This window comes from Kitasatospora azatica KCTC 9699, assembly GCF_000744785.1.
GTDB lineage: Bacteria > Actinomycetota > Actinomycetes > Streptomycetales > Streptomycetaceae > Kitasatospora > Kitasatospora azatica.
Map to the genome: position 1 here is coordinate 3,718,778 of NZ_JQMO01000003.1, position 21,256 is coordinate 3,740,033.

Genomic DNA, 21,256 nt, shown 5'->3' on the forward strand with positions numbered 1-21,256 from the left:
GCAGGTCAGGGGCCACCTGAGTGCGGGTCTGTTCATGGCCACCCCTAGGATCCGGGGCCATGAACAGACCCGCCCTCATGCTGGCCCTCGCCATAGCCCTGCCCGCCGGCGCCGGCGTGGCCCACGCCGACTCCACCCCGCAGCCGGTGTGCACCAGCATGACCAGTGGCACGTGGAAGATCGACGGGGTCTACGGCCAGATCCCCACCACCTCCTTCGGCGGCTCGGCCACGGTCGACACCCAGATCCACCTCGACGGCCCCGACCAGAGCGCGACTTCGTACTCGGTCCGGGTGGTCCCGTCACCGCAGCAGGCCGGCTTCGCGCCCGGCCCGACCCCGACCGTGCACCTGAGCGTCGACGGCTCCTCGCACGGCTTCGCGCCCAACTGGACCCCGCCGTACGTCGCCGGGACCCTCGGTTCGTGGAACTCGGGCTTCGTCGAGTTCGGCGCCCTGTCGCGCGGCACCCACACCGTGCACGCGACCGTGTCCGTGCCCGCGGGCAACCAGGACGGCGTCTACGAACTCGTCCTGGACGCACGCATGGAGCAGCCGTGCACCCAGGTGCACGAGTCCGCCGGTGGGTCGCTCAGCTACTACTTCACGGGCGGGAAGCCGGCTCCTGCCCCGGTCCCCGCCCCGACCTCCGCCGCCCCCGCGACCCGGAAGCCCTCGGCCCGCCCGTCCTCCGCTGAAGCGACGCCCGAGCCCGCCCCGTCCACCGACGCGCCGTCCCCGTCCGCGTCCCCGTCGCCGTCGGAGAGCGCCAGCCCCACCCCGTCCCCCACGCCCACCCCGAGCGCCTCGGCCGCCCCCAGCCCCGCCGACTCCCCGTCAGCCGTCCCCCTGGCGGCCACGCCCGTCGCGCACGGCAGCTCGGCGCTCCCGTGGGTGGCGGGGACGGTGGTGTTGCTGGCCGCACTGGCGGCGGGCGCCGTCCTGCTGCTGCGTCGCCGCCGGGCTGCGGAGACGGAAGCCATCCCGGGTACTGGAACGCCGGAGGCGCCTGAGACGCCTGCGGAGGCTGTGGTGACTGCGGCGCCCACGGAGCCGGTGGCGACTGTGGCGCCCGCCGAGTCCACGGAGCCCGCTGAGCCCGTGACGCCGGAGGCACCCGCCGAGCCCGCGCCGACTGTGGCGCCCGCCGAGTCCGCGACGTCCGAGGCCCCCGCCGAGTCCGCGAAGCCCGCTGAGCCCGTGACGCCGGAGGCACCCGCCGAGCCCGCCCAGACCGAGGAGCCTGTGAGCCCCGACGCTGCCGACGGGCCCGCCAAGCCCGAGCCCGACACCAACTGACGACGCCTAAGGGCCGCTCATGCCCGCAGCGGGACGAGCGGCCCGCACTGGGAAATGGCGGCCGCAGGGCCTCACCGTGCCGATACCGGCGATCCGCTCTGCCACGAGTCCAGGGAGACACTGGGCCCGTTGTTGAGGTAGCTGAGCAACGCCGTGTCGGTGGTGGACACGAACTCCTGTGGGATGGCGTCGGTGCTCACCCACGCAACCTCTGAGTGCTTCTCAGGCTCGCCGTTTGCAAGCTTCGGGAAACTGCGCTTGAGGTGTTGCGCGGGGGGCGCGAAGGGCGCGCGGGGGTTGCGTGAAGTGACCGCGTGATTGCTGTGTGTCGCTACTTGACCTTGAATCCGTGTAGCGTGCGCCATGAACGGGTCGCCCCGCTGCAAAGGGGCGAGCCCGGCCGGTGTTAGCAGCACCAGTGCCGGGCTCTTCACCCGCCGAGTGGAAGAGAGCCACCGAGGATGCTCAGGCATGTTACCGCGCCCACGCGCGACTTCACCCAGATCGCCAACGCTCACATCTGGGATGACGATCTGTCAGACGCGGCCTTCCGCCTTCTGGTACGGGCCTTGGCCCTCTCCGACGCAGCGGCTCGCAAGACCACGGTGACGGAGCTGGCCGCCGGGTTGACGGGTGGTCGGATCACTGCCGACCGGGCGCGGCGCCAGCTAGGAAAAGCAGGGTTGCTGCACTGCGGAAAGCGGCGCAATGCGACTGGGCAACTGCGCACGGAGTCACTGGTGTCCAACGTGCCGCTCCAGCGAGCGGAGGCGGAGCGGATCCTCGCGCAGCAGGAGCAGCACGAGTCCGCCGACCCGCCGGATGCCGGGGATCGAGAGGACGGGCCGCCCGTCAGCCGGTCATCCGGCACCGCCCTCCCTTCGGGAGAAACACTGGGGGAGAACACGTCTTCCCCCCTCCCGGTCCCGCCGCCCGAACCACGCGACCCGCACGACCCGGCTGAACCGACCGCCGAGCGCCCGCTCCTGTCGCTCCGTCAGCTCGATGCCCGCCTGGTCCTCGGTGCCGCCGAAGCCGCCCGCCTCGCGCCGCTCGCCGCCGAGTGGCTGGCTGCAGGCGTCACCCCGGCAGGCCTGCGCCATGCGCTGACCGCCGGCCTGCCGCCGCAGGTGAAGTGCCCGGCGGCGCTGCTGCGGTACCGCCTGCGCGAGAAGATGCCCGAACCGTCGACTGCCCGTACCGCCGAGCTGACCGCCTGCGACGGCTGCGAGCGCGCCTTCCGGCCGGTCATGGGTGAGCAGCGGTGCCGGAGCTGTCGCACCGCAGCGCCGCAAGCGACATCCGAGCCGCCGATCCGAGCAGGTTGGCGCGAGAGGGTTCGGCTCGTCGCTGCCGGAGGGTGACGTCGAATCAGCGGCGTGGTGCGTAGCGCTTGAACTCGCCGGAGTCGATCGTCCAGTCGCCTACCTGCACCTGGTCACCGAAGACGTAGTCGTGGGTGGCCCGGTAGCGCGGGCCGTCCGGACCGTCGCTCGGATCGCTGGACACCCTGAGGGTGCCCTTGCGCGGATCGATCAGCAGGTAGAGCGGGACGCCCATGGCCGGGTAGTCCTGCATCTTCTCGGTGTAGTCGTTGGAATGGTTCGACGGTGAGACGATCTCAGCGATCAACAGCAGGATCCGCGGGTCGATAGCCCCCACGAACTGTTCGAGAACGGACTCCGAGGCGACGATCAGATCAGGCTGACGCAGTATGCCCAGCGCAGGGTCCTCGACGTCGCCCCCGGTGAGGGCGACCAGGTCTCCGCCGAGCTGCCGGTTCAGCTGGCGCTGCAGCCGCATGGCGTTCAGCTCGTGCGGCATCGACGGCGACATCATCATGGTGATCTCGCCGTCCCGGATCTCGACCCTGCTCGACAGATCGCCGTACCGATCCATGAGCTCGTCGGCGATGGTTCGCAGGCGCGCGTAGTCCATACCGCTCAGCGTAGCGGCGTGCAGACGCCGGTGGCCCGGCACGCGAAACGCGTACCGGGCCACCGGAGAGCAAACTGCGCGAGCGTCAGTGCACGTCGCCCATCAGCTTGATCACGTTCTTGCGGTACATCACCAGCGCGATGCCGGCGACGATCGCCGCCACGCCCTGGATCGCGAAGTACCAGGTGCTGCCGGTGGCGTCGCCCAGGCCGAGCTGGATGACGGCCGCGACACAGTCACCGGCGGTCACGGCGAGGAACCAGACGCCCATCATCTGGCTGGCGTACTTGGCCGGGGCCAGCTTGGTGGTGACCGACAGGCCGACCGGGGAGAGGGTCAGCTCGCCGACGGTCTGCACCAGGTAGACCAGCGCCAGCCAGAGCGGGCTGACCTTGACGCCGCCGGAAGCCGCGCCCATGGCGAGCATCATGACGATGAACGAGGCACCGATCATCAGCAGGCCGATGGCGAACTTCATGGTGGTGCTGGGGTTCTTCGCCTTGCGGGCCAGCGCGACCCAGGCCCAGGCGAAGACCGGGGCCAGCGCCATGATGTAGAGCGGGTTCAGCGACTGGAACCAGCTGGACGGGAAGTGCCAGCCGAAGACCGACAGGTTGGTGCTGCTGTCCGCGAAGACGCTCAGCGTGGAGCCGGACTGGTCGTAGATCATCCAGAACACGGCGGCGACCACGAAGAACCAGATGTAGCCGCTGATCTTCGACTGCTCGGCGGCGCTGAGGTCCTTGTCCCGCTTGAAGCGGGCGAAGACGACCACCGGGATCACGATGCCCGCGATGGACAGCGGCCAGACCGCCAGGTCGATGGTGAAGTAGCCGGCCAGTCCCACGATGGCGTAGAAGACCACGGCCACGGCGAACCAGAGGCCGCCCTTGCGCAGCAGTGCGCTCTTCTCGGCCGGGGTGATCGGCGAGCCGACCACGTCGCTCTTCGCGCTGAGGTGACGGGTGCCCAGCAGGTACTGGCCCAGGCCCAGCGCCATGCCGACACCGGCCAGGGCGAAGCCCAGGTGCCAGTTGACGCTCTGGCCGACGGTGCCGATGACCAGCGGGGCGGCGAAGGCACCGAGGTTGATGCCCATGTAGAAGATGGTGAAGCCGCCGTCCCGGCGCGGGTCGTTCGGCCCGTCGTAGAGGTGGCCGACCATGGTGGAGATGTTGGCCTTGAGCAGGCCGGAACCGGCTGCGATGAAGACCAGGCCGACGAAGAACGAGGCCTTGAACGGCACGGCCAGCAGGAAGTGGCCGATCATGATGATCGTTCCGCCGAGCGCCACGGTCTTGCGGGCGCCCAGGAAGCGGTCGGCGATCCAGCCGCCCGGCAGGGCGAGCAGGTAGACCATCGCGTTGTAGACGCTGTAGATCGCGGTCGCGAGGGCGACCTTCATGCCCAGGCCGCCGTTGTGCGTCGAGGCGACCATGTAGAGCACGAGCAGCGCCCGCATGCCGTAGAAGCTGAAGCGCTCCCAGGTCTCGGTCATGAAGAGCGTGGCGAGTCCTCGGGGGTGCCCGAAGAAGGTCTTGCCGCCAGAAGGGGCGACCGGCTGTACGCCGGCGTCCAAGGTGGTGGTTGACGCCATCAGTAGTTGTTCCTTGCCTGACTGTCTGGGACACCGCTCGCCCGTTGTGTGGGGGGACGGGCGGGTCCGGTGCGCCGCATGATCCCGCTCGCTGCTCGAGCGGGTTCGGATAGCGGTACATGACACGTGGACCGGACCACTGTACGTCGCGTTATTCCACGACATGGCGGGACAAAAGACACCAAGTGAATAACGGAAGAGTCAAGCAAGTCCCAAAGGGGTGTGGCAATCGATGGTACGGCAGCACAGTCTCCTTCGATGCCAAGGTCCAACTGCAGAATCTGTCGCCGCCCTGGGAGTGTCACCGACCGTGTCCGTTATCCGGAGCCGGTTCCCGCCGACTACCGACTGTGAAGTACTTCACAACCCGTGGAGCACTACCATCAGCCCATGACCTGTGTGCTGCTCGCCGAGGACGACCCGGCTATCTCGGAACCGCTGGCCCGTGCGCTGCGCCGTGAGGGCTACGAGGTGTTGGTCCGCGAGGACGGCCCGAGCGCCCTGGAAGCCGGTCTGGAGGAGGAGGTCGACCTGGTCGTCCTCGACCTCGGCCTGCCCCAGATGGACGGCCTGGAGGTCTGCCGCCGACTGCGCGCGGACGGCAAGAGCTGCCCGGTCCTGGTGCTCACCGCCCGGGCCGACGAGGTGGACACCGTGGTCGGCCTGGACGCCGGCGCCGACGACTACGTGACCAAGCCGTTCCGGCTGGCCGAACTGCTCGCCCGGGTCCGGGCCCTGCTGCGGCGCGGCAACGTGGACTCGCTGTCCACCGGCGCACACGGCGTGCGGATCGACATCGAGTCCCACCGGGCCTGGGTCGGCGAGGAGGAACTCACCCTCTCCGCGAAGGAGTTCGAGCTGCTCCGGGTGCTGGTCCGGGACGCCGGCCGGGTGGTCACCCGGGAGGACATCATGCGCCAGGTCTGGGACACCACCTGGTGGACCTCCACCAAGACCCTGGACATGCACATCTCCTGGCTGCGCAAGAAGCTCGGCGACGACGCCACCAACCCCCGCTACATCGCCACCGTCCGCGGTGTCGGGTTCCGCTTCGAGAAGAACTAGGGCACCACCCCGTTGAAACGCAGGATGATCAACTCGCTGCTGGGCGTGCTCCTGGTGGTCGTGGTGGTGTTCTGCGTACCGCTCGCGCTGGTCGAGAAGCAGAGCATCGTCAACAACGCCCAGGACCGGGTGGACGCCGCCGCCGTCCGGCTGCTCGGCCTGGTGGAGACCCGGCTCGCCGCCGGCGAGCCGGTCACCGGCGAGCGGGTCGGCAGCCAGGTGATCGAGGGCGACTACGCCGAGATCCAGGTCCCCGGCCAGCCGCTGATCACCATCGGCGCCAAGCCCGGCGGAGACCACCCGCTGACCGCCAGCGAGCCCGGCGCCAGCGGCGAGACCGTGACCGTGGCGCAGTCCCGCAAGAACGTCGACCGTGACATCGGCAACATGCTGCTGCTGCTCGGACTGGTCACCCTGCTCGCGGTGCTGGCCGCGCTGGCACTCGCGGTCTGGCAGGCCCGCCGACTGGTCCGGCCGCTCACCGACCTGGCCGAGACCGCCGAACGGCTCGGCTCCGGCGACCCCCGCCCGCGTGACCGCCGCTACGGGGTGCCCGAACTGGACCGGGTGGCCGAGGTGCTGGACTCCAGCGCGGAGCGGATCGGCCGGATGCTCACCGCCGAGCGGCGCTTGGCCGCCGACGCCTCGCACCAGCTGCGCACCCCGCTCACCGCGCTGTCGATGCGGCTGGAGGAGATCACCGCACTGGCCCACCAGCCGGACACCGTCCGCGAGGAGGCCACCATCGCGCTCCAGCAGGTGGAGCGGCTCACCGACGTGGTCCAGCGGCTGCTCACCAACCAGCGCGACACCCACGGCCCGAGCGCGGCCGGCTTCGACCTGGACGAGGTGCTCAAGCAGCAGCGCGAGGAGTGGTCGGCCTCGCTGCGCGGCACCGGACGGCGGCTGGTGATCGAGGGCCTGGCCAGGGTCAGTGCGATGGGCACCCCGGGCACCGTCTCCCAGGTACTGGCCACCCTGATCGAGAACTCGCTGATGCACGGCGGCGGCACCATCACGCTGCGGGTGCGGCCGTTCGGCAGCTCGGTGGTGGTCGAGGTGCAGGACGAGGGGCCCGGGGTCCCGGCCGAGCTGGGCAACCGGGTGTTCGAACGGGCGGTCAGCGGCCGCAACTCCACCGGCATCGGCCTCGCGGTCGCCCGCGACCTCGCGGAGGCGGACGGCGGGCGGCTGGAGCTGCTCTCGCTCAAGCCGCCGGTGTTCGCACTCTTCTTGGCGCGGAGCGGCAGGAGCAAATAGCGGGGTCTGGCGCGGAGCGGCAGGAACAAATAGCGGGGCTTGGCGCGGAGCGGCAGGAACAAATAGCGGGGCTTGGCGAGGGCCAGGTCTACCTGACGTACTGGTTCGAGTCCTCCGCGACCAGGATCCGCTCGGCCTGCGCCACCACGGTCGGCTGCGCCTGTCCCTGCGCCTGCTCGGCCAGCTCGGGCATCGCCTTGAACACCCAGGTGCGGTAGCAGAAGAAGCGGAACAGCGTCGCGATGCCGGTGCCGATCACCTTGGCGCCGTTGTAGGCGAGCGTGCCGGTCATGCCCAGCGTGTAGGTGGTGAACCAGACCGTGCCGTTCTCGATCAGCAGGCCGATGCCGCTGAAGACCAGGAAGAGCGTGATCTCCCGGCGCCGCGAGGCCGCGTCCGCGTCCCGGTAGACCCAGTACCGGTAGCCCAGGTAGTTGACCACGATGGCGACCGCGGTGCCGACCATCGAGCTGCGCACCGTCGCCAGGTGGGTCAGGTGCAGCACCGCGTTGGAGACGGCGAAGTTGACGAAGAAGCCGACCAGTCCGACGATGCCGAACTTGACCACCTCACCGGAGGCCCCGCGCAGCCGTTGCAGGAGGGAGGGGCGCCGATGCGCGTGCTTCGTCATCCGAGTAACTCTCCTGTGGCGGGCCGGATCTCGCCGGCAGGCGACTGAGCCATCCAGGCTACCCGCATCGCAAACCCCCCCTCCGCGCGCGAAGGGCTGCCGAGCGCTCCCCGCCGACGCCCCCGCCCGCCGCTGCACCCCCCGCGACCGGCCCGGATATCCTTGGCCGCGTGACTCTCCCGGGCAGCGCAAAATTTCCAGTAGTGGGCATGGTCGGCGGCGGACAGCTGTCCCGCATGACGCACGACGCCGGCATCCCGCTCGGCATCCGCTTCAAGCTCCTCGCGGACACCCCGCAGGACTCCGCCGCACAGGTGGTCGCCGACACCGTGCTCGGCGACTACCGCGACCTGGAGACGCTGCGCCGCTTCGCCGCCGACTGCCAGGTGGTCACCTTCGACCACGAGCACGTCCCCAGCGAGCACCTGCGCACCCTGCAGGCCGAGGGCGTCGCGGTCCGGCCCGGCCCGGAGGCGCTGGTCAACGCCCAGGACAAGGGTGTGATGCGGGCCAAGCTGGACTCGATCGGGGTGCCCAGCCCGCGGCACCGGCTGGTCGCCGACCCGGCCGACGTCACCGCCTTCGCCAACGAGGGCGACGGCTACCCGGTGGTCCTGAAGACCGTCCGCGGCGGCTACGACGGCAAGGGCGTCTGGGTGGTCGACGACGAGCAGGAGGCGCAGGCGCCGTTCCTGGCCGGCGTCCCGGTGCTGGCCGAGGAGAAGGTCGACTTCGTGCGCGAGCTGGCGGCCAATGTGGTCCGCTCGCCCAGCGGCCAGGCGGTCTCCTACCCGGTGGTGGAGAGCCTGCAGGAGAACGGCGTCTGCGCCGAGGTCACCGCGCCGGCCCCCGACCTCGACCCCTCGCTCGCCGCCGAGGCCCAGCAGCTGGCCCTGCGGATCGCCGGTGAGCTGGGCATCACCGGCCACCTCGCGGTCGAGCTGTTCCAGACCCGGGACGGCCGGATCCTGGTCAACGAGCTGGCCATGCGCCCGCACAACTCCGGCCACTGGTCGATCGACGGCGCGGTCACCTCGCAGTTCGAGAACCACCTGCGGGCCGTGCTCGACCTGCCGCTCGGCGACCCCCGTCCGCGCGCCAAGTGGACGGTGATGGTCAACGTGCTCGGCGGCGACTACCCCGACATGTACCACGCCTACCTGCACTGCATGGCCCGCGACCCGGGCCTGCGGATCCACATGTACGGCAAGGACGTGAAGCCCGGCCGCAAGGTCGGCCACGTCACCGTCTTCGGGGACGACCTCGAGGACGTGCGCGAGCGGGCGCGCCACGCGGCCGCGTACCTGAGAGGCACGATCACCGAATGACCAGCACCGCGCCGCTTGTCGGCATCGCCATGGGTTCCGACTCCGACTGGTCGGTGATGGAGGCCGCGGCCCAGGCGCTCGACGAGTTCGAGGTGCCCTACGAGGTCAACGTGCTCTCCGCGCACCGGATGCCGCGCGAGATGATCGGCTACGGCGAGCAGGCGCACAACCGCGGCCTCAAGGCGATCATCGCCGGCGCCGGCGGCGCGGCCCACCTGCCCGGCATGCTCGCCTCGGTGACCCCGCTGCCGGTGATCGGCGTCCCGGTGCCGCTGCGCTACCTGGACGGCATGGACAGCCTGCTCTCCATCGTGCAGATGCCGGCCGGCGTGCCGGTGGCCACCGTCTCGGTGGCCGGCGCCCGCAACGCGGGCCTGCTGGCGGTCCGGATGGTCGCCGCCTTCGACCCGGAGCTGACCGAGAAGATGGTCGAGTTCCAGGCCGACCTGAACGCCCAGGCGACCGAGAAGGGCAAGAAGTTGCGGGCCAAGGTGGCGGGTTCCTCCTCCTTCGGCTTCAGCAGGTAGTCGATCAGGGGATGGTTCCATGGGGGAATGACTTCTCCCGATCAGCTGACCCGGGCCCGCGCGCTGCTCTCGGCCGCGCCCGTGGTGGACGGCCACAACGACCTGCCCTGGGCGATGCGCTCCGTGGCCGGCTACGACCTGGACGCCGTCGACCTGGCGGCCGACCAGCGCGACAAGCTGCACACCGACCTCGACCGGCTGACCGCCGGCGGGGTCGGTGCGCAGTTCTGGTCCGTCTACGTGCCCGCCCGGCTGGCCGGCGACGACGCGGTCAGCGCCACCCTGGAGCAGATCGACTTCGTGCACGCCCTGGTCGAGCGCTTCCCGGACCGGCTGCGCCTGGCCCTGACGGCCGATCAGCTGGAGGCCGCCCGGGCCGACGGGCGGATCGCCTCGCTGATGGGCGCCGAGGGCGGCCACAGCATCAACTCCTCGCTGGCCACGCTGCGCTCGCTGTACCAGCTGGGCGTGCGCTATCTGACGCTCACCCACAACAGCAACGTGCCGTGGGCCGACTCGGCCACCGACGAACCGTCAGCGGGCGGCCTCACCCGGTTCGGTGAGGAGGTGGTCCGCGAGCTGAACCGGCTCGGCATGCTGGTCGACCTCTCGCACACCTCGGCCGACACCATGCGCGACGCGCTGCGGGTCAGCGTGGCTCCGGTGCTCTTCTCGCACTCCTCGGCCCGCGCGGTCTGCCCGCACCCGCGCAACATCCCGGACGACGTGCTGGCCCAGCTGCCCGCCAACGGCGGCGTCGCGATGGCCACCTTCGTACCGCAGTTCGTGCTGCCGGCGGCCTGGGAGTGGGTGGACCGGGCCAGCGTGGAGCTGGAGCGGCACGGCTTCCACCCGCTGGCGCACACGCCGGACGCGATGAAGGTGCTGCACGCCTTCGAGGCCCGCGACCCGCGCCCGATCGCCACCGTGGCCACCGTCGCCGACCACCTGGACCACATGCGCGAGGTGGCCGGCATCGACCACCTGGGCCTCGGCGGCGACTTCGACGGCACGGCCTTCCTCCCGGCCGGCCTGGACGACGTCTCCGGCTACCCCAACCTGATCGCCGAACTCCTGGACCGCCACTGGTCCGAGGCCGATCTGGCCAAGCTCACCTGGCGCAACGCCGTCCGGGTCCTGCGCGCGGCCGAGGACGTGGCCCGCGAGCTGCGGGGCACCCGCAAACCGTCGATCGCGACCCTCGCGCAGCTGGACGGCTGACGCAGCTCCGAGGCACCGGCCCGGGCCGGATCACGTTCGGGCCGGATCACGCCCGGGCGGGCAGCCACCCCTGCTGGACCGCCCGCACGCCGAACTCGAACCGGCTGCGGGCGCCCAGCCGTTCCATCAGGTCGGTGGCCTGCCGCCGCGCGGTGCGCGCCGAGACGGCCAGCCGCTTGGCGATCGCCTCGTCGGTGAAGCCCTGGGCCAGCAGCCGGACGATGGTCGCCTCCTGCGGGCTCAGGCCGGTCGGGTCCTTGGGGGCGGCGGTGTCGAACGGTCGGGCCGTCGACCAGAGGTTCTCGAAGAGGGCGCCGAGGGCGGCCAGCGTGCCCTGACCGGTGAGCAGCACCGCGCCGGCGCCCGCGTCCTCGCTGTGCACGGGGATCAGCGCCGTCCGGTGGTCGAAGATCATCATCCGGGTGGGCAGCTCGGGTGTCGTCCGCACCTCACCGCCCAGGGCCCCGAGCCAGCTCGCGTAGGCGGCCGTCGACTGGCTGTTGCGCACGCTGTCCAGGTAGATCGTGCGCATCCGCACGCCGCGCGACAGCAACTCCAGATCGTTCGGCTTCGAGGCGTCGAGGGTCTCCGTCCGGTGCCCGCCGCCCGGCGCGAAGGTCATCAGCTCGGTGTGCAGCTCGCGGGCCAGCGCGGCGATCCGGTCCCGGATCTCGTCCAGCCCCTGCAACTGCTCCACACCCGAATGCGAGGAAGTCGGGCTGAGCTCGGTGTACTCGGCGATCAGTTGCGCCGCGGCGGCTCGGGAGGCCTCGACCCTCAGCTGCTGCGCGGCCAGCTCGGCCTGTTGGCGGGCCAGCAGCAGGTCCATGCCGACATCGGGTGAGACCGCCCGCAGCTCGCCCTGCCGTTCGTGCGAGGGCCGGATCAGCGCGAGCTCGCTGAGCAGATCGAGACTCCGGCGGATCTCCTCCTGCGGCTCCCCCAGCCGCTCGGCCAAGGCCTGCACCCCGTCCCGGGGGCGGGCGAGCATGGCGCGGTAAACCGCTTCCGAAGTGGCGTCCAGTCCCAGCGCGACAAGCACTTGTTTCCCCCACAAGATGATGACCGTGCGCGCATGATGATCGCATGAGCGTGTTCGCCGAGGCCAGAGGCGTCGGTGGCCACTTTGGTCCATGTCCGGAACCGTCCAGATTGATTCTCTATGCGACTGCCTGGGTGGATTGGGACGGTGGTCCACGTGCATCTCGTCCATGTCGAACTCCACCCGCCGGTGCCCGGTCTGCTGCTCCCACCCGGCATCGCCACGCTGATCCGTACGGCTGCCGTGCCGCACGACCAGGTCGAGCACGTCGTCGTGCACCGACCCGCACTGGGCGCCCAGGTGCTCGGGGTCTTCCTGGTCGCCGAGCGGCTGGAGGAGGCCGAGGCCCGGGCGGAAGCGCTCTGCCGTCGGCTGCTGACCGAACTCGGCGAGCTGGGCGGCTGGGCCCTGGGCCGGGTCGGCGTGCCGCTGATCGCCCCGTTCTACGAGCTGCTGCTGGCCGAGACCGGCCTTGCTGGACTGAATCGGCCACGACCGTTTCCGTCCACCTGAAAGTCCTTCCACCTTGCCTGAGCTGCGACGAAAGTAGTTCTCGCCAGCAGGGAACAGCCCCGGCGGGCACACCGGACCGAGCGTCAACCGCGGGACGCGGACCGGATCACCGTTCACCTCCCAGCTCGTGACAAGGACCACTCCCATGCTTCGCACCCGCCTCGCCAAGGCCGCCGCGGTCATCGCCCTCGCCCTCGCCGCCGTCCCGGCCACCACCGCCTGGGAGTCCGCCACCGCCGACACCCACACCGCCGCCGCGACCGTCCCGGCCACCACCGCCTGGGAGTAACCCCGCTGGACCGCCTGGGAGTAACCCCGCCGGACCGCCTGGGAGTAGCCCCGCCGGACCGCCTGGGAGTAACCCGCCGGCCGAGCCGCCCGGGCCCGACAGCTGGAATCAGCTGCGGCCGGCAGCCGTTGCTATCGGGCAGCAGACCTCAGGAGGCAGCAGATGTACGGAGACCCGGAAACCGTTCGGCGGATCCTCACCGAGCTCGGCGACACCTGGGCCGTGGTCGGCCTGTCCTCGAACCAGCGGCGGGCGGCCTACGGCGTGGCGGACGTGCTGCAGCGGTACGGCAAGCGGATCGTTCCGGTGCACCCCAAGGCCGAGACGGTGCACGGGGAGACCGGGTACCCCAGCCTCGAGGCGATCCCGTTCCCGGTCGACGTGGTGGACCTGTTCGTGCGCAGTGAGCTGGCGGGGGCCGTGGTGGACGAGGCGATCGAGATCGGCGCCAAGGCCGTCTGGCTGCAGCTCGACGTCATCGACGAGGCGGCGTACGAGCGGGCACAGGCCGCCGGGCTCGCCATCGTGATGGACAAGTGCCCGGCGATCGAGATCCCCCGGCTGGGCTGACCCCGCCGCCGGCAAGGGCCGGCGACCCCTGACGAGACCCCGGCCATCAACCGATCGGTTGATGGCCGGGGTCAGCCGTTTCGCGGTCGGAGAGGGCTCGGTGGTCGATCCCGGGCGGGGGTGCGGCGCGGGAATCTGGTGGCACAGCGAGAAGCGGTCCACCAGGGAGAACCGGACATGGCAGTCATCGAGGTCGAGCACCTGCACAAGCGGTACGGGAACGAGATCGCGGTGCACGACGTCTCGTTCCAGGTCGAGGAGGGGGAGATCTTCGGGATCCTCGGTCCGAACGGGGCGGGGAAGACCACCACGGTCGAGTGCCTGGCCGGGCTGCGCGCCTTCGACGGCGGCCGGGTCTCGGTGCTCGGCCTCGACCCGGGCCCCGAGCGTGCGGCGCTGCGCCAGGTGCTCGGGGTGCAGCTGCAGGAGAGCGGACTGCCGGACAAGCTCAAGGTCCGCGAGGCGCTGGAGCTCTACGCCTCCTTCTACCGGCAGCCGGCCGACCCGGTGGAGCTGATGCACCGGCTGGGCCTGACCGAGAAGGCCGGCGCCCGGTACAAGAAGCTCTCCGGCGGCCAGAAACAGCGGCTGGCGATCGCACTGGCCATGGTGGGCAGCCCGCGGGTGGTGGTGCTGGACGAGCTGACCACCGGGCTCGACCCGCACGCCCGCCGCACCACCTGGGAACTGGTCGAGCAGATCCGGGCGGCCGGGGTCACGGTGCTGCTGGTCACCCACTTCATGGAGGAGGCCGAGCGGCTCTGCGACCGGGTCGCGCTGATCGACAGCGGCCGAGTGGTGGCCGTGGACACCCCGGCCGGGCTGGCCGCGCGTGCCGGGCAGCAGCAGCGGATGCGGTTCCGCCCCTCCGCCCCGCTGGACGAGGAACTGCTGCGCTCGCTGCCGGAGGTGGCGGAGCTGAACTGGCACGGCGCGGTGGTCGAGCTCAGCGGCAGCGGCAACCTGGTGCAGGCAGTCACCGCGCAGCTGGCCCGCCGTCAGATCATCGCCGCCGACCTGCGGGTCGAACAGGCCAGCCTGGACGACGCGTTCATCGCCCTGACCGGGCGCCACGAGCCCCGCTGAACCACTCCACTCCCGCGCCAACCTCTGCGCCGACTCCCGCCACGACTTCGAAGGATCCGCCGACATGTCCCTGTCTTCCGCGCTCTCCATGCCCCGCCGGGGCTTTCGCACCCTGACCGTCACCCAGGCCAAACTGCTGCTGCGCGAGCCGGCCGCACTGGTCTGGCTCGGGCTGCCGGTGCTACTGGTGGTCGTCTTCGGCAACATCCCGGCCTTCCAGACCGCAGCGGCCGGCCTCGGCGGCAAGCGGGTGATCGACGTCTACGTGCCGACCCTGGCCGCGATGGTCCCGCTCTTCCTGGCCTGCACCGCACTGCCGATGACCATGGCCGGCTTCCGGGAAAAGGACGTGCTGCGCCGGCTCTCGGTCAGCCCGGTGCCTGCCGCGGGCATGCTGGCCGCCCTGGTCACGGTGATCGCCGGGCTGGCTGCCGCCGGGGTCGCCGTGATCGTGGCGATCGGCGCGCTCGCCTTCGACGTCTCGACCCCGGCCAACCCCGGCGCGGTGATCGCCTCCTTCCTGCTCGGCGGCACCGCGGTGCTCTCGCTCGGCCTGGTGATCGCGGCCCGGGCCCGCACCGGCGGGGCGGCCAGCGCCCTGGGGGTCCCGCTGATGATCCTCAACTTCTTCGCCAGCGGCTTGTACTTCCCGGTCGTCCAGATGCCGCACGCGCTGCAGCGGGTCTGCGAGTTCATCCCGTTCGGTGCCGTGATGGACGCATGGTCCGGGCACGGCGCGCTCTGGCAGCACCTGCTGGTGCTGGCCGGGTACACGGTGGCAGGCAGCCTGCTCGCCGCTCGGACCTTCCGCTGGGAGTAGGCGGGCTGGGAGTGGGCGGGCTGGGAGTGGGCGGGCTGGGAGTAGGCAAGGCCGGGCGCAGGGCGGGCTGGAAGCGGGTCGGGTCTTCGGGAGGCAGGTGTGATCGCCATGATGGTGACTGTGGATCAGGATCCTGAGGAGAACCGGCTGAGCCGGATCCAGCAGTACGTGCCCTACGCCGGTCTGGCGCTCTCCGCGGTGCTCACGCTGGCGCTCGGCCCCAGCGCCGCCGGCTACCGGGCGGCGATGCTGGGGGTGGTCGCGATCGCCGCGCTCTGGCAGAAGCTGATGTCGGTCAGCCACCTCGAGGGCCGGCAGCGGCGGACCAAGGCGGTGGTCTTCTACGCGGGGCTGCTGGTGCTGATCGGCCTGCTGGTGACCGCCAGCCCGTTCTTCGGCTTCTTCGCCTTCACCGGGTACTTGCAGGTGGCGGTACTGCCACGCCGGCTCTGGGCGCCGGCGATCGCGATCACCGCCGCACTGATGGCCACGACCCAGATCGGCGGTGTGGCGAACCTGCACGGCGGGCTGATCGGCCTCTATGTCGGGCTGGTCCTGGTCAATCTGGTGATCGCCGGCGCGATCACCTACCAGAGCATCGAGGAGGACCGGCGCAGTCGCCGACGAGCCGCTCATATCGATGAGTTGGCCGAAGCCAACCGGCGGCTCCGGGAGACCATGGAGGAGAACGCCGGGCTGCACGCGCAATTGGTGGTGCAGGCCCGCGAAGCCGGGGTGCTGGACGAGCGGCAGCGGATGGCCGGCGAGATCCACGACACCATCGCCCAGGGCCTGACCGGGATCGTCACCCAGCTGGAGGCGGCCGAGCGCTTCGACGGCGACCCCGAGCGGCGGGTGCGCCACCTGCGGAACGCACGCCGGCTGGCCCGGGAGAGCCTCACCGAGGCCCGCCGCTCGGTCCAGGCACTGCGACCCGGCCCGTTGGCCGAGGCCCATCTGCCGGAGGCGGTCCAGGACTTGGCCGAGCGCTGGACCCAGTCCTCCGGAGTGGCCGCGCAGGTGACGGTGACCGGCAGTCCGTTCCCGCTGCCGACCGCGCTGGAGGTGGCGCTGTTCCGGGCGGCCCAGGAGGGGCTGGCCAATATCGGCAAGCACGCCCGGGCTTCGCGGGCCGGGCTCACCCTGAGCTACACCCACGAGGTGGTGCTGCTGGACGTGTTGGACAACGGCATCGGCTTCGTGCTGCCCGCCGGGAGCCCGTCCGGCGATGAGAGCTACGGGCTGAGCGCGATGCGGCAGCGGCTGCGTCAGGTCGGCGGCACCCTGGAGATCGAGTCAAGTCCTGGTGAGGGCACCGCGATCAGCGTCAGCGTGCCCGCGCTGCGGGTCAACGGCGCCCCTGCAGCGATGGAGAATGCACCGTGACCATTCGTCTGCTGATCGTTGATGACCACCCGATCGTGCGCGACGGCCTGCGCGGCGTCTTCGAGGGGGACCCGGACTTCCAGGTCGTCGGCGAGGCCGGTGACGGCGCCGAGGGGGTCGACCGGGCGCTGGCCCTGACCCCCGACGTGGTGTTGATGGACCTACGGATGCCCCGTACGGGTGGCGTCGAGGCCATCCGCCTGCTGCGCGAACGGGCCCCCGACATCAGGGTGCTGGTGCTGACCACCTTCGACACCGACGCGGACGTGCTGCCCGCGGTGGAGGCCGGGGCCACCGGGTACCTGCTCAAGGACGCACCGCGCGAGGAGCTGGTCCGGGCGGTCCGGGCCGCCCAGCAGGGCCAGGCCGTGCTGGCGCCGACCGTCGCGCAGAAGCTGCTCGGGCACGTCCGCACCCCGGCTCCGTCGCCCTCGGAGTTGCTGACGGACCGTGAGCTCGAGATCCTGCGCCTGGTGGCGGCCGGCACCACCAACAAGGAGGCCGCCAAGCGGCTCTTCATCAGCGAGGCGACCGTCAAGACCCACCTGCTGCACCTGTACGCGAAGCTGGGCGTGCGCGACCGGGCGGCGGCCGTCGCCGAGGGCTACAAGCGGGGGCTGCTCGACTGAGCGACTACTCGACGGAGGGGCGGCCCATCGCGCGGTAGGTCCAGCCGGCTGCCCGCCAGCGCGCGCCGTCCAGGACGTTGCGCCCGTCCACCACGCGCTTCTCGGCGACCAGCGCGCCGAGCTCCACCGGGTCCAGCGCGCGGAACTCCTGCCACTCGGTGAGGTGCAGCACCACGTGGGCACCGACCGCGGCCTCGGCGGCGGAGGCGGCGTAGGAGAGCGAGGGGAACATCTTGCGGGCGTTGTCCATCGCCTGCGGGTCGTAGACGGTGACCTCGGCGCCCTGCAGCTGGATCTGGGCGGCCACGTTGAGCGCGGGGGAGTCCCGGATGTCGTCCGAGTCCGGCTTGAAGGCGGCGCCCAGCACGGCGACCCGGCGGTCCAGGAAGCCGCCGCCGCACTGCTCGCGGGCCAGTTCCACCATCCGGGAGCGGCGGCGCATGTTGATCGAGTCGACCTCGCGCAGGAAAGTGAGCGCTTGGTCAGCGCCCAGCTCGCCGGCCCGGGCCATGAAGGCGCGGATGTCCTTGGGCAGGCAGCCGCCGCCGAAGCCGAGCCCGGCGTTGAGGAAGCGGCCGCCGATCCGGTCGTCGTAGGAGAGCGCCTTGCTCAGCAGCGTGACGTCGGCGCCGGAGCTCTCGCAGACCTCGGCCATCGCGTTGATGAAGGAGATCTTGGTGGCCAGGAAGGAGTTGGCAGCGGCCTTGACCAGCTCGGCGGTCGGGTAGTCGGTGACCACCAGCGGGACGCCCTCGGCCAGCGGGGTCGCGTAGACCTCGCGCAGCAGCTCCTCGGCCCGGCCGCCCTCACGCACGCCGATCACGATCCGGTCGGGGTGCAGGGTGTCGCCGACCGCGAAGCCCTCGCGCAGGAACTCGGGGTTCCAGGCCAGCTCGACCGCCTCGCCGGCGGGGGCCAGCGCGGCCAGCCGCTCGGCCAGCCGGCCCGCGCTGCCGACCGGGACGGTGGACTTGCCGACCACCAGCGCCGGGCGGGTCAGGTGCGGGGCCAGCGCGTCCACGGCCGCGTCCACATAGGACATGTCGGCAGCGAACTCGCCCTTGCGCTGCGGGGTGTTCACGCAGACGAAGTGCACGTCGGCGAACTCGGCGACCTCCTGCGAGGAGGAGGTGAACCGCAGCCGCCCGGTGGAGCCCTCGTGCCCGGCCACGTGCTTGCGCAGCAGATCGGACAGGCCGGGCTCGTACATCGGCACCCGGCCGGCGGCCAGCGAGGCGAGCTTGTCCGGATCGATGTCCAGACCGAGCACCTCGAAGCCGAGTTCTGCCAGGCAGGCCGCGTGGGTCGCGCCGAGGTAGCCGGTACCGATCACCGAGATGCGCAGGGCCACAGGGGTTCCCCTTTACGGGCTGCCGGAGTAGACCGGCAGAGAACGGGAGGAGGTGCAGGCCCGATGGTATCGGCTGACCGCATGTCGTCCACGTCACGTCCTAGCCAAGCGGCGTGAAGGCCTAGAATGAGGCCTTACTTAACAGTAATTAACGTCATTCCCAGAGGGGCGCACACCATGGCGAGCAGTGCCGACTTCGACCTCTTCCAGATCTCGGAGGAGCACGAGATGCTCCGCGAGACGGTCCGCGCGCTCGCCGAGGCCAAGATCGCGCCGTTCGCGGCGGACGTGGACGAGCACGGCCGGTTCCCGCAGGAGGCGCGCGACGCCCTCGAGGCGAACGAGCTGCACGCCGTCCACGTCCCCGAGGAGTACGGCGGCGCCGGCGCGGACGCGCTGGCCACCGTGATCGTGATCGAGGAGGTGGCCCGCGTCTGTGCCTCCTCCTCGCTGATCCCGGCCGTCAACAAGCTCGGCTCGCTTCCGGTGCAGCTCTCCGGTTCCGAGGAGCTGAAGGCCAAGTACCTGGGTGCGCTGGCCCGCGGCGAGGGCATGTTCTCCTACTGCCTCTCCGAGCCGGACGCCGGCTCGGACGCGGCCGGCATGAAGACCCGCGCGGTGCGCGACGGCGACTTCTGGGTGCTCAACGGCGTCAAGCGCTGGATCACCAACGCGGGCGTCTCGGAGTTCTACACCGTGATGGCCGTCACCGACCCGGAGAAGCGCTCCAAGGGCATCTCCGCCTTCGTGGTGGAGAAGGGCGACGAGGGCGTCTCCTTCGGCGCCCCGGAGAAGAAGCTCGGCATCAAGGGCTCGCCGACCCGCGAGGTCTACCTGGACAACGTCCGGATCCCCGCCGACCGCATGATCGGCGAGGAGGGCACCGGCTTCGCCACCGCGATGAAGACCCTGGACCACACCCGGATCACCATCGCCGCCCAGGCCCTCGGCATCGCCCAGGGTGCGCTGGACTACGCCGCCGGCTACGTCAAGGAGCGCAAGCAGTTCGGCAAGCCGATCGGCGACTTCCAGGGCGTCCAGTTCATGCTGGCCGACATGGCGATGAAGCTGGAGGCGGCCCGTCAGCTCACCTACGCCGCCGCCGCCAAGTCGCAGCGGGTCGACGCCGACCTGACCTTCTTCGGCGCCGCGGCCAAGTGCTTCGCCTCGGACGTCGCGATGGAGGTCACCACCGACGCCGTCCAGCTGCTCGGCGGATACGGCTACACCCGCGACTACCCGGTCGAGCGGATGATGCGCGACGCGAAGATCACCCAGATCTACGAGGGCACCAACCAGGTGCAGCGGATCGTCATGGCGCGCAACCTGCCGACCGCCTGACCTACTGCCTGACCCACTGCCTGCCCGATGGCCGGCCCGGAGCCCCTCGCCTGATCGGCGGGCGGCTCCGGCTCGTTACGGAGTCGGGACAGGCCGCCTCGAACTGACGGTCCACCGGTGCACGTCATGATCCATGACCGAGACACCGACCCGTTGGGGGAGACATGAGGGTGAGCAAGGGCGCGGCCGTCGCCGCGACGACGCTGGTGCTGGCGCTGGGGGCGGTGGCCTGCAACGACGAGACGCCGGCCGGCTCGGCCGCCGGCTCGGCCGCCGGCGCCGGGCCGACCGGTGCCGCCCGGCCCACCTCCGCCACCACGGCCGGCGGCGGCTCCCAGCCGACCGCGACGGCCACGTCTTCAGTGAGCGGGGCCTCGGCGAGCGCGGTCTCGGCCCGCTGCCACACCAACGAGCTGCGGGCGGACATCCAGCTCCAGCCCGATCACCCCGGCTCGGCCATGGTGCTGCTCACCAACAAGGGCTCGCGCACCTGCACCGTCCACGGCTACCTCGGCTACGGCGGACTGCTGGCCGACAACAGCCCCGTGGTGGTGGCGACCAACCGCGTCGCGCACCCGGGCGCGCCGGTCGAGGTCAGCCTGAAGCCCGGCACCACCGCCTTCTCCGGTCTGAAGTGGGCCTCCTGCGACAAGGCCGACCCGAAGTGCCAGGTGCTGGCCGGCGTCAGCGTGACCCCGCCGGACGAGACCACCCAGCTGACCGCGACCGTGCTCGGCATCGACGGCAAGCCGCTCCAGCAGCCGCTCCCGGTCTCGCCGGCCGGCTTCACGGTCGGCTCGCTGCAGCCCAGCAACCAGGGCGTGGTCTTCGCCTGAAGCCTGCTGCCTCAGCGCGGCAGCGGGACCGGCGCCAGGTCCGTGCGGACGCCGATCCGACGGGCCGGGGCGCCGGCCCAGATCTCGTTCGGGCCGGTGGAGTCGGTGAGTACGGCGTTGGCGCCGACCACCGTGCCGGCCCCGACCGTCAGCACACCCCGCTTGCAGAGGACCTTCGCGCCGGCGCAGACCACCACCCCGTCCTCCAGCACGATCCGTTCCATCGCGCTCTGCTGCTGCGGCACCCACGGGTCGGCCCGGCCGATGGTCACTCCGTTGTAGAGGGTGACCCCGGCGCCGAGGGTGGTGAACGGGTGCAGCACGGTGCCGAAGCCGCGGTGGTAGACCGTCAGGCCGGGCCCGATCTCGGCGGCGGCCGGCACCTCCACGCCGTACAGGGCGAGGAGTTCGCGCACCAGCCGGCCGTACACGGGGTGGCGCCGGCGGTAGATCAGCGAAGAGACCAGCGACATGGCCTCATTGTGGCGATCGGCGGCCCGGGCGGGCCGCCGACGCGCGGTACGCGAG

Annotated in this window: 23 protein-coding genes; 16 read left to right on the forward strand and 7 right to left on the reverse strand. The window is 71.2% G+C overall.

Annotation, left to right across the window (positions count from 1 at the left end; translation table 11 throughout):
• Window positions 1-59 precede the first annotated feature (59 nt).
• The gene (locus tag BR98_RS27215; protein WP_035848469.1) at window positions 60-1,298 is read left to right on the forward strand and encodes a hypothetical protein; all 1,239 of its coding nucleotides are present in this window, start codon (window positions 60-62) and stop codon (window positions 1,296-1,298) included.
• Window positions 1,299-1,369: 71 nt separating this feature from the next.
• Here the strand turns inward: BR98_RS27215 and BR98_RS38425 are convergent, their stop codons facing one another.
• The gene (locus tag BR98_RS38425) at window positions 1,370-1,498 is read right to left on the reverse strand and encodes a hypothetical protein (protein WP_324606690.1); all 129 of its coding nucleotides are present in this window, start codon (window positions 1,496-1,498) and stop codon (window positions 1,370-1,372) included.
• Window positions 1,499-1,759: 261 nt separating this feature from the next.
• On the opposite strand from BR98_RS38425, the gene BR98_RS27220 reads away from it, so the two are divergent.
• A complete protein-coding gene (locus BR98_RS27220) occupies window positions 1,760-2,662 on the forward strand; it encodes a hypothetical protein (RefSeq protein WP_051970257.1) in 903 nt (300 codons plus the stop codon).
• A gap of 7 nt (window positions 2,663-2,669) precedes the next feature.
• Here BR98_RS27220 and BR98_RS27225 read toward each other — a convergent pair whose 3' ends face one another.
• Complete coding sequence (locus BR98_RS27225; protein WP_232247617.1) at window positions 2,670-3,278, reverse strand: Uma2 family endonuclease; 609 nt, start codon at window positions 3,276-3,278, stop codon at window positions 2,670-2,672.
• Between the two features lie 43 nt (window positions 3,279-3,321).
• The gene (locus tag BR98_RS27230; RefSeq protein WP_035848474.1) at window positions 3,322-4,833 is read right to left on the reverse strand and encodes a peptide MFS transporter; all 1,512 of its coding nucleotides are present in this window, start codon (window positions 4,831-4,833) and stop codon (window positions 3,322-3,324) included.
• A gap of 390 nt (window positions 4,834-5,223) precedes the next feature.
• Here BR98_RS27230 and BR98_RS27235 point away from each other — a divergent pair, with 390 nt between their 5' ends.
• Together BR98_RS27235 and BR98_RS27240 are read left to right on the forward strand one after the other, a co-directional pair.
• Window positions 5,224-5,898, forward strand: a complete 675-nt coding sequence (locus BR98_RS27235) for a response regulator transcription factor (RefSeq protein ID WP_035848478.1) — start codon at window positions 5,224-5,226, stop codon at window positions 5,896-5,898.
• A gap of 12 nt (window positions 5,899-5,910) precedes the next feature.
• Complete coding sequence (locus tag BR98_RS27240) at window positions 5,911-7,158, forward strand: ATP-binding protein (protein WP_035848482.1); 1,248 nt, start codon at window positions 5,911-5,913, stop codon at window positions 7,156-7,158.
• Window positions 7,159-7,246: 88 nt separating this feature from the next.
• Here the strand turns inward: BR98_RS27240 and BR98_RS27245 are convergent, their stop codons facing one another.
• Window positions 7,247-7,789, reverse strand: coding sequence for a GtrA family protein (locus BR98_RS27245; RefSeq protein WP_035848485.1), 543 nt, complete (start codon window positions 7,787-7,789; stop codon window positions 7,247-7,249).
• A 170-nt stretch (window positions 7,790-7,959) separates the two neighbouring features.
• Between BR98_RS27245 and BR98_RS27250 the strand changes: the two genes are divergently transcribed.
• The 3 genes from BR98_RS27250 to BR98_RS27260 are packed head-to-tail and all read left to right on the forward strand — an operon-like array spanning window position 7,960 to window position 10,865.
• The gene (locus BR98_RS27250) at window positions 7,960-9,117 is read left to right on the forward strand and encodes a 5-(carboxyamino)imidazole ribonucleotide synthase (protein WP_267886094.1); all 1,158 of its coding nucleotides are present in this window, start codon (window positions 7,960-7,962) and stop codon (window positions 9,115-9,117) included.
• Window positions 9,114-9,644, forward strand: a complete 531-nt coding sequence (gene purE / locus BR98_RS27255; RefSeq protein WP_035848497.1) for a 5-(carboxyamino)imidazole ribonucleotide mutase — start codon at window positions 9,114-9,116, stop codon at window positions 9,642-9,644. The genes BR98_RS27250 and purE overlap by 4 nt, the downstream gene beginning before the upstream one ends.
• A 27-nt stretch (window positions 9,645-9,671) precedes the next feature.
• The gene (locus BR98_RS27260; RefSeq protein ID WP_035848500.1) at window positions 9,672-10,865 is read left to right on the forward strand and encodes a dipeptidase; all 1,194 of its coding nucleotides are present in this window, start codon (window positions 9,672-9,674) and stop codon (window positions 10,863-10,865) included.
• A gap of 46 nt (window positions 10,866-10,911) precedes the next feature.
• On the opposite strand, the gene BR98_RS27265 is transcribed toward BR98_RS27260, so the two are convergent.
• Window positions 10,912-11,907 (reverse strand): helix-turn-helix transcriptional regulator, encoded by a 996-nt coding sequence (locus BR98_RS27265; protein WP_035848511.1) that lies wholly within the window; start codon window positions 11,905-11,907, stop codon window positions 10,912-10,914.
• Between the two features lie 156 nt (window positions 11,908-12,063).
• Between BR98_RS27265 and BR98_RS27270 the strand changes: the two genes are divergently transcribed.
• The 7 genes from BR98_RS27270 (at window position 12,064) to BR98_RS27300 (ending at window position 17,200) form a co-directional block, all read left to right on the forward strand.
• On the forward strand, window positions 12,064-12,420 hold the full coding sequence (locus BR98_RS27270; RefSeq protein ID WP_157537952.1) for a hypothetical protein: 357 nt from the start codon (window positions 12,064-12,066) through the stop codon (window positions 12,418-12,420).
• A gap of 145 nt (window positions 12,421-12,565) precedes the next feature.
• Window positions 12,566-12,709, forward strand: coding sequence for a hypothetical protein (locus tag BR98_RS39695; protein WP_157537953.1), 144 nt, complete (start codon window positions 12,566-12,568; stop codon window positions 12,707-12,709).
• 162 nt (window positions 12,710-12,871) lie between these two features.
• Complete coding sequence (locus BR98_RS27280) at window positions 12,872-13,279, forward strand: CoA-binding protein (RefSeq protein ID WP_035848516.1); 408 nt, start codon at window positions 12,872-12,874, stop codon at window positions 13,277-13,279.
• A 177-nt stretch (window positions 13,280-13,456) separates the two neighbouring features.
• Window positions 13,457-14,365 carry an ABC transporter ATP-binding protein gene (locus tag BR98_RS27285; RefSeq protein WP_035848523.1) on the forward strand — a complete coding sequence of 303 codons (909 nt, stop codon included), beginning with the start codon at window positions 13,457-13,459 and terminating at the stop codon, window positions 14,363-14,365.
• 64 nt (window positions 14,366-14,429) lie between these two features.
• Window positions 14,430-15,185, forward strand: a complete 756-nt coding sequence (locus BR98_RS27290) for an ABC transporter permease (RefSeq protein ID WP_035848525.1) — start codon at window positions 14,430-14,432, stop codon at window positions 15,183-15,185.
• A 111-nt stretch (window positions 15,186-15,296) separates the two neighbouring features.
• Window positions 15,297-16,571, forward strand: coding sequence for a sensor histidine kinase (locus tag BR98_RS27295; RefSeq protein WP_407639542.1), 1,275 nt, complete (start codon window positions 15,297-15,299; stop codon window positions 16,569-16,571).
• Window positions 16,568-17,200, forward strand: coding sequence for a response regulator (locus BR98_RS27300; RefSeq protein WP_035848530.1), 633 nt, complete (start codon window positions 16,568-16,570; stop codon window positions 17,198-17,200). Before BR98_RS27295 ends, BR98_RS27300 begins: the two co-directional genes overlap by 4 nt.
• A 4-nt stretch (window positions 17,201-17,204) precedes the next feature.
• Here BR98_RS27300 and BR98_RS27305 read toward each other — a convergent pair whose 3' ends face one another.
• Window positions 17,205-18,551 carry a UDP-glucose dehydrogenase family protein gene (locus tag BR98_RS27305; RefSeq protein WP_035848533.1) on the reverse strand — a complete coding sequence of 449 codons (1,347 nt, stop codon included), beginning with the start codon at window positions 18,549-18,551 and terminating at the stop codon, window positions 17,205-17,207.
• A gap of 177 nt (window positions 18,552-18,728) precedes the next feature.
• On the opposite strand from BR98_RS27305, the gene BR98_RS27310 reads away from it, so the two are divergent.
• Window positions 18,729-19,892: an acyl-CoA dehydrogenase gene (locus BR98_RS27310; protein WP_035848538.1), complete on the forward strand. Its 1,164-nt coding sequence runs from the start codon at window positions 18,729-18,731 to the stop codon at window positions 19,890-19,892.
• Window positions 19,893-20,056: 164 nt separating this feature from the next.
• Window positions 20,057-20,728, forward strand: coding sequence for a DUF4232 domain-containing protein (locus tag BR98_RS27315; protein ID WP_157537954.1), 672 nt, complete (start codon window positions 20,057-20,059; stop codon window positions 20,726-20,728).
• An 11-nt stretch (window positions 20,729-20,739) separates the two neighbouring features.
• On the opposite strand, the gene BR98_RS36690 is transcribed toward BR98_RS27315, so the two are convergent.
• Window positions 20,740-21,201, reverse strand: coding sequence for a serine O-acetyltransferase (locus tag BR98_RS36690; protein WP_051970260.1), 462 nt, complete (start codon window positions 21,199-21,201; stop codon window positions 20,740-20,742).
• Between the last annotated feature and the right edge of the window lie 55 nt (window positions 21,202-21,256).

What these genes read in the sequence shown, in the direction of transcription:
- BR98_RS27215 (WP_035848469.1), top strand. Translation starts at nt 60, where the DNA reads ATGAACAGACCCGCCCTCATGCTGGCCCTCGCCATAGCCCTGCCCGCC.
- BR98_RS27220 (WP_051970257.1), top strand. Translation starts at nt 1,760, where the DNA reads ATGCTCAGGCATGTTACCGCGCCCACGCGCGACTTCACCCAGATCGCC.
- BR98_RS27230 (WP_035848474.1), bottom strand. Translation starts at nt 4,833, where the DNA reads ATGGCGTCAACCACCACCTTGGACGCCGGCGTACAGCCGGTCGCCCCT.
- BR98_RS27235 (WP_035848478.1), top strand. Translation starts at nt 5,224, where the DNA reads ATGACCTGTGTGCTGCTCGCCGAGGACGACCCGGCTATCTCGGAACCG.
- BR98_RS27245 (WP_035848485.1), bottom strand. Translation starts at nt 7,789, where the DNA reads ATGACGAAGCACGCGCATCGGCGCCCCTCCCTCCTGCAACGGCTGCGC.
- purE (WP_035848497.1), top strand. Translation starts at nt 9,114, where the DNA reads ATGACCAGCACCGCGCCGCTTGTCGGCATCGCCATGGGTTCCGACTCC.
- BR98_RS27260 (WP_035848500.1), top strand. Translation starts at nt 9,672, where the DNA reads ATGACTTCTCCCGATCAGCTGACCCGGGCCCGCGCGCTGCTCTCGGCC.
- BR98_RS39695 (WP_157537953.1), top strand. Translation starts at nt 12,566, where the DNA reads ATGCTTCGCACCCGCCTCGCCAAGGCCGCCGCGGTCATCGCCCTCGCC.
- BR98_RS27280 (WP_035848516.1), top strand. Translation starts at nt 12,872, where the DNA reads ATGTACGGAGACCCGGAAACCGTTCGGCGGATCCTCACCGAGCTCGGC.
- BR98_RS27285 (WP_035848523.1), top strand. Translation starts at nt 13,457, where the DNA reads ATGGCAGTCATCGAGGTCGAGCACCTGCACAAGCGGTACGGGAACGAG.
- BR98_RS27290 (WP_035848525.1), top strand. Translation starts at nt 14,430, where the DNA reads ATGTCCCTGTCTTCCGCGCTCTCCATGCCCCGCCGGGGCTTTCGCACC.
- BR98_RS27295 (WP_407639542.1), top strand. Translation starts at nt 15,297, where the DNA reads ATGGTGACTGTGGATCAGGATCCTGAGGAGAACCGGCTGAGCCGGATC.
- BR98_RS27310 (WP_035848538.1), top strand. Translation starts at nt 18,729, where the DNA reads ATGGCGAGCAGTGCCGACTTCGACCTCTTCCAGATCTCGGAGGAGCAC.
- BR98_RS27315 (WP_157537954.1), top strand. Translation starts at nt 20,057, where the DNA reads ATGAGGGTGAGCAAGGGCGCGGCCGTCGCCGCGACGACGCTGGTGCTG.
- BR98_RS36690 (WP_051970260.1), bottom strand. Translation starts at nt 21,201, where the DNA reads ATGTCGCTGGTCTCTTCGCTGATCTACCGCCGGCGCCACCCCGTGTAC.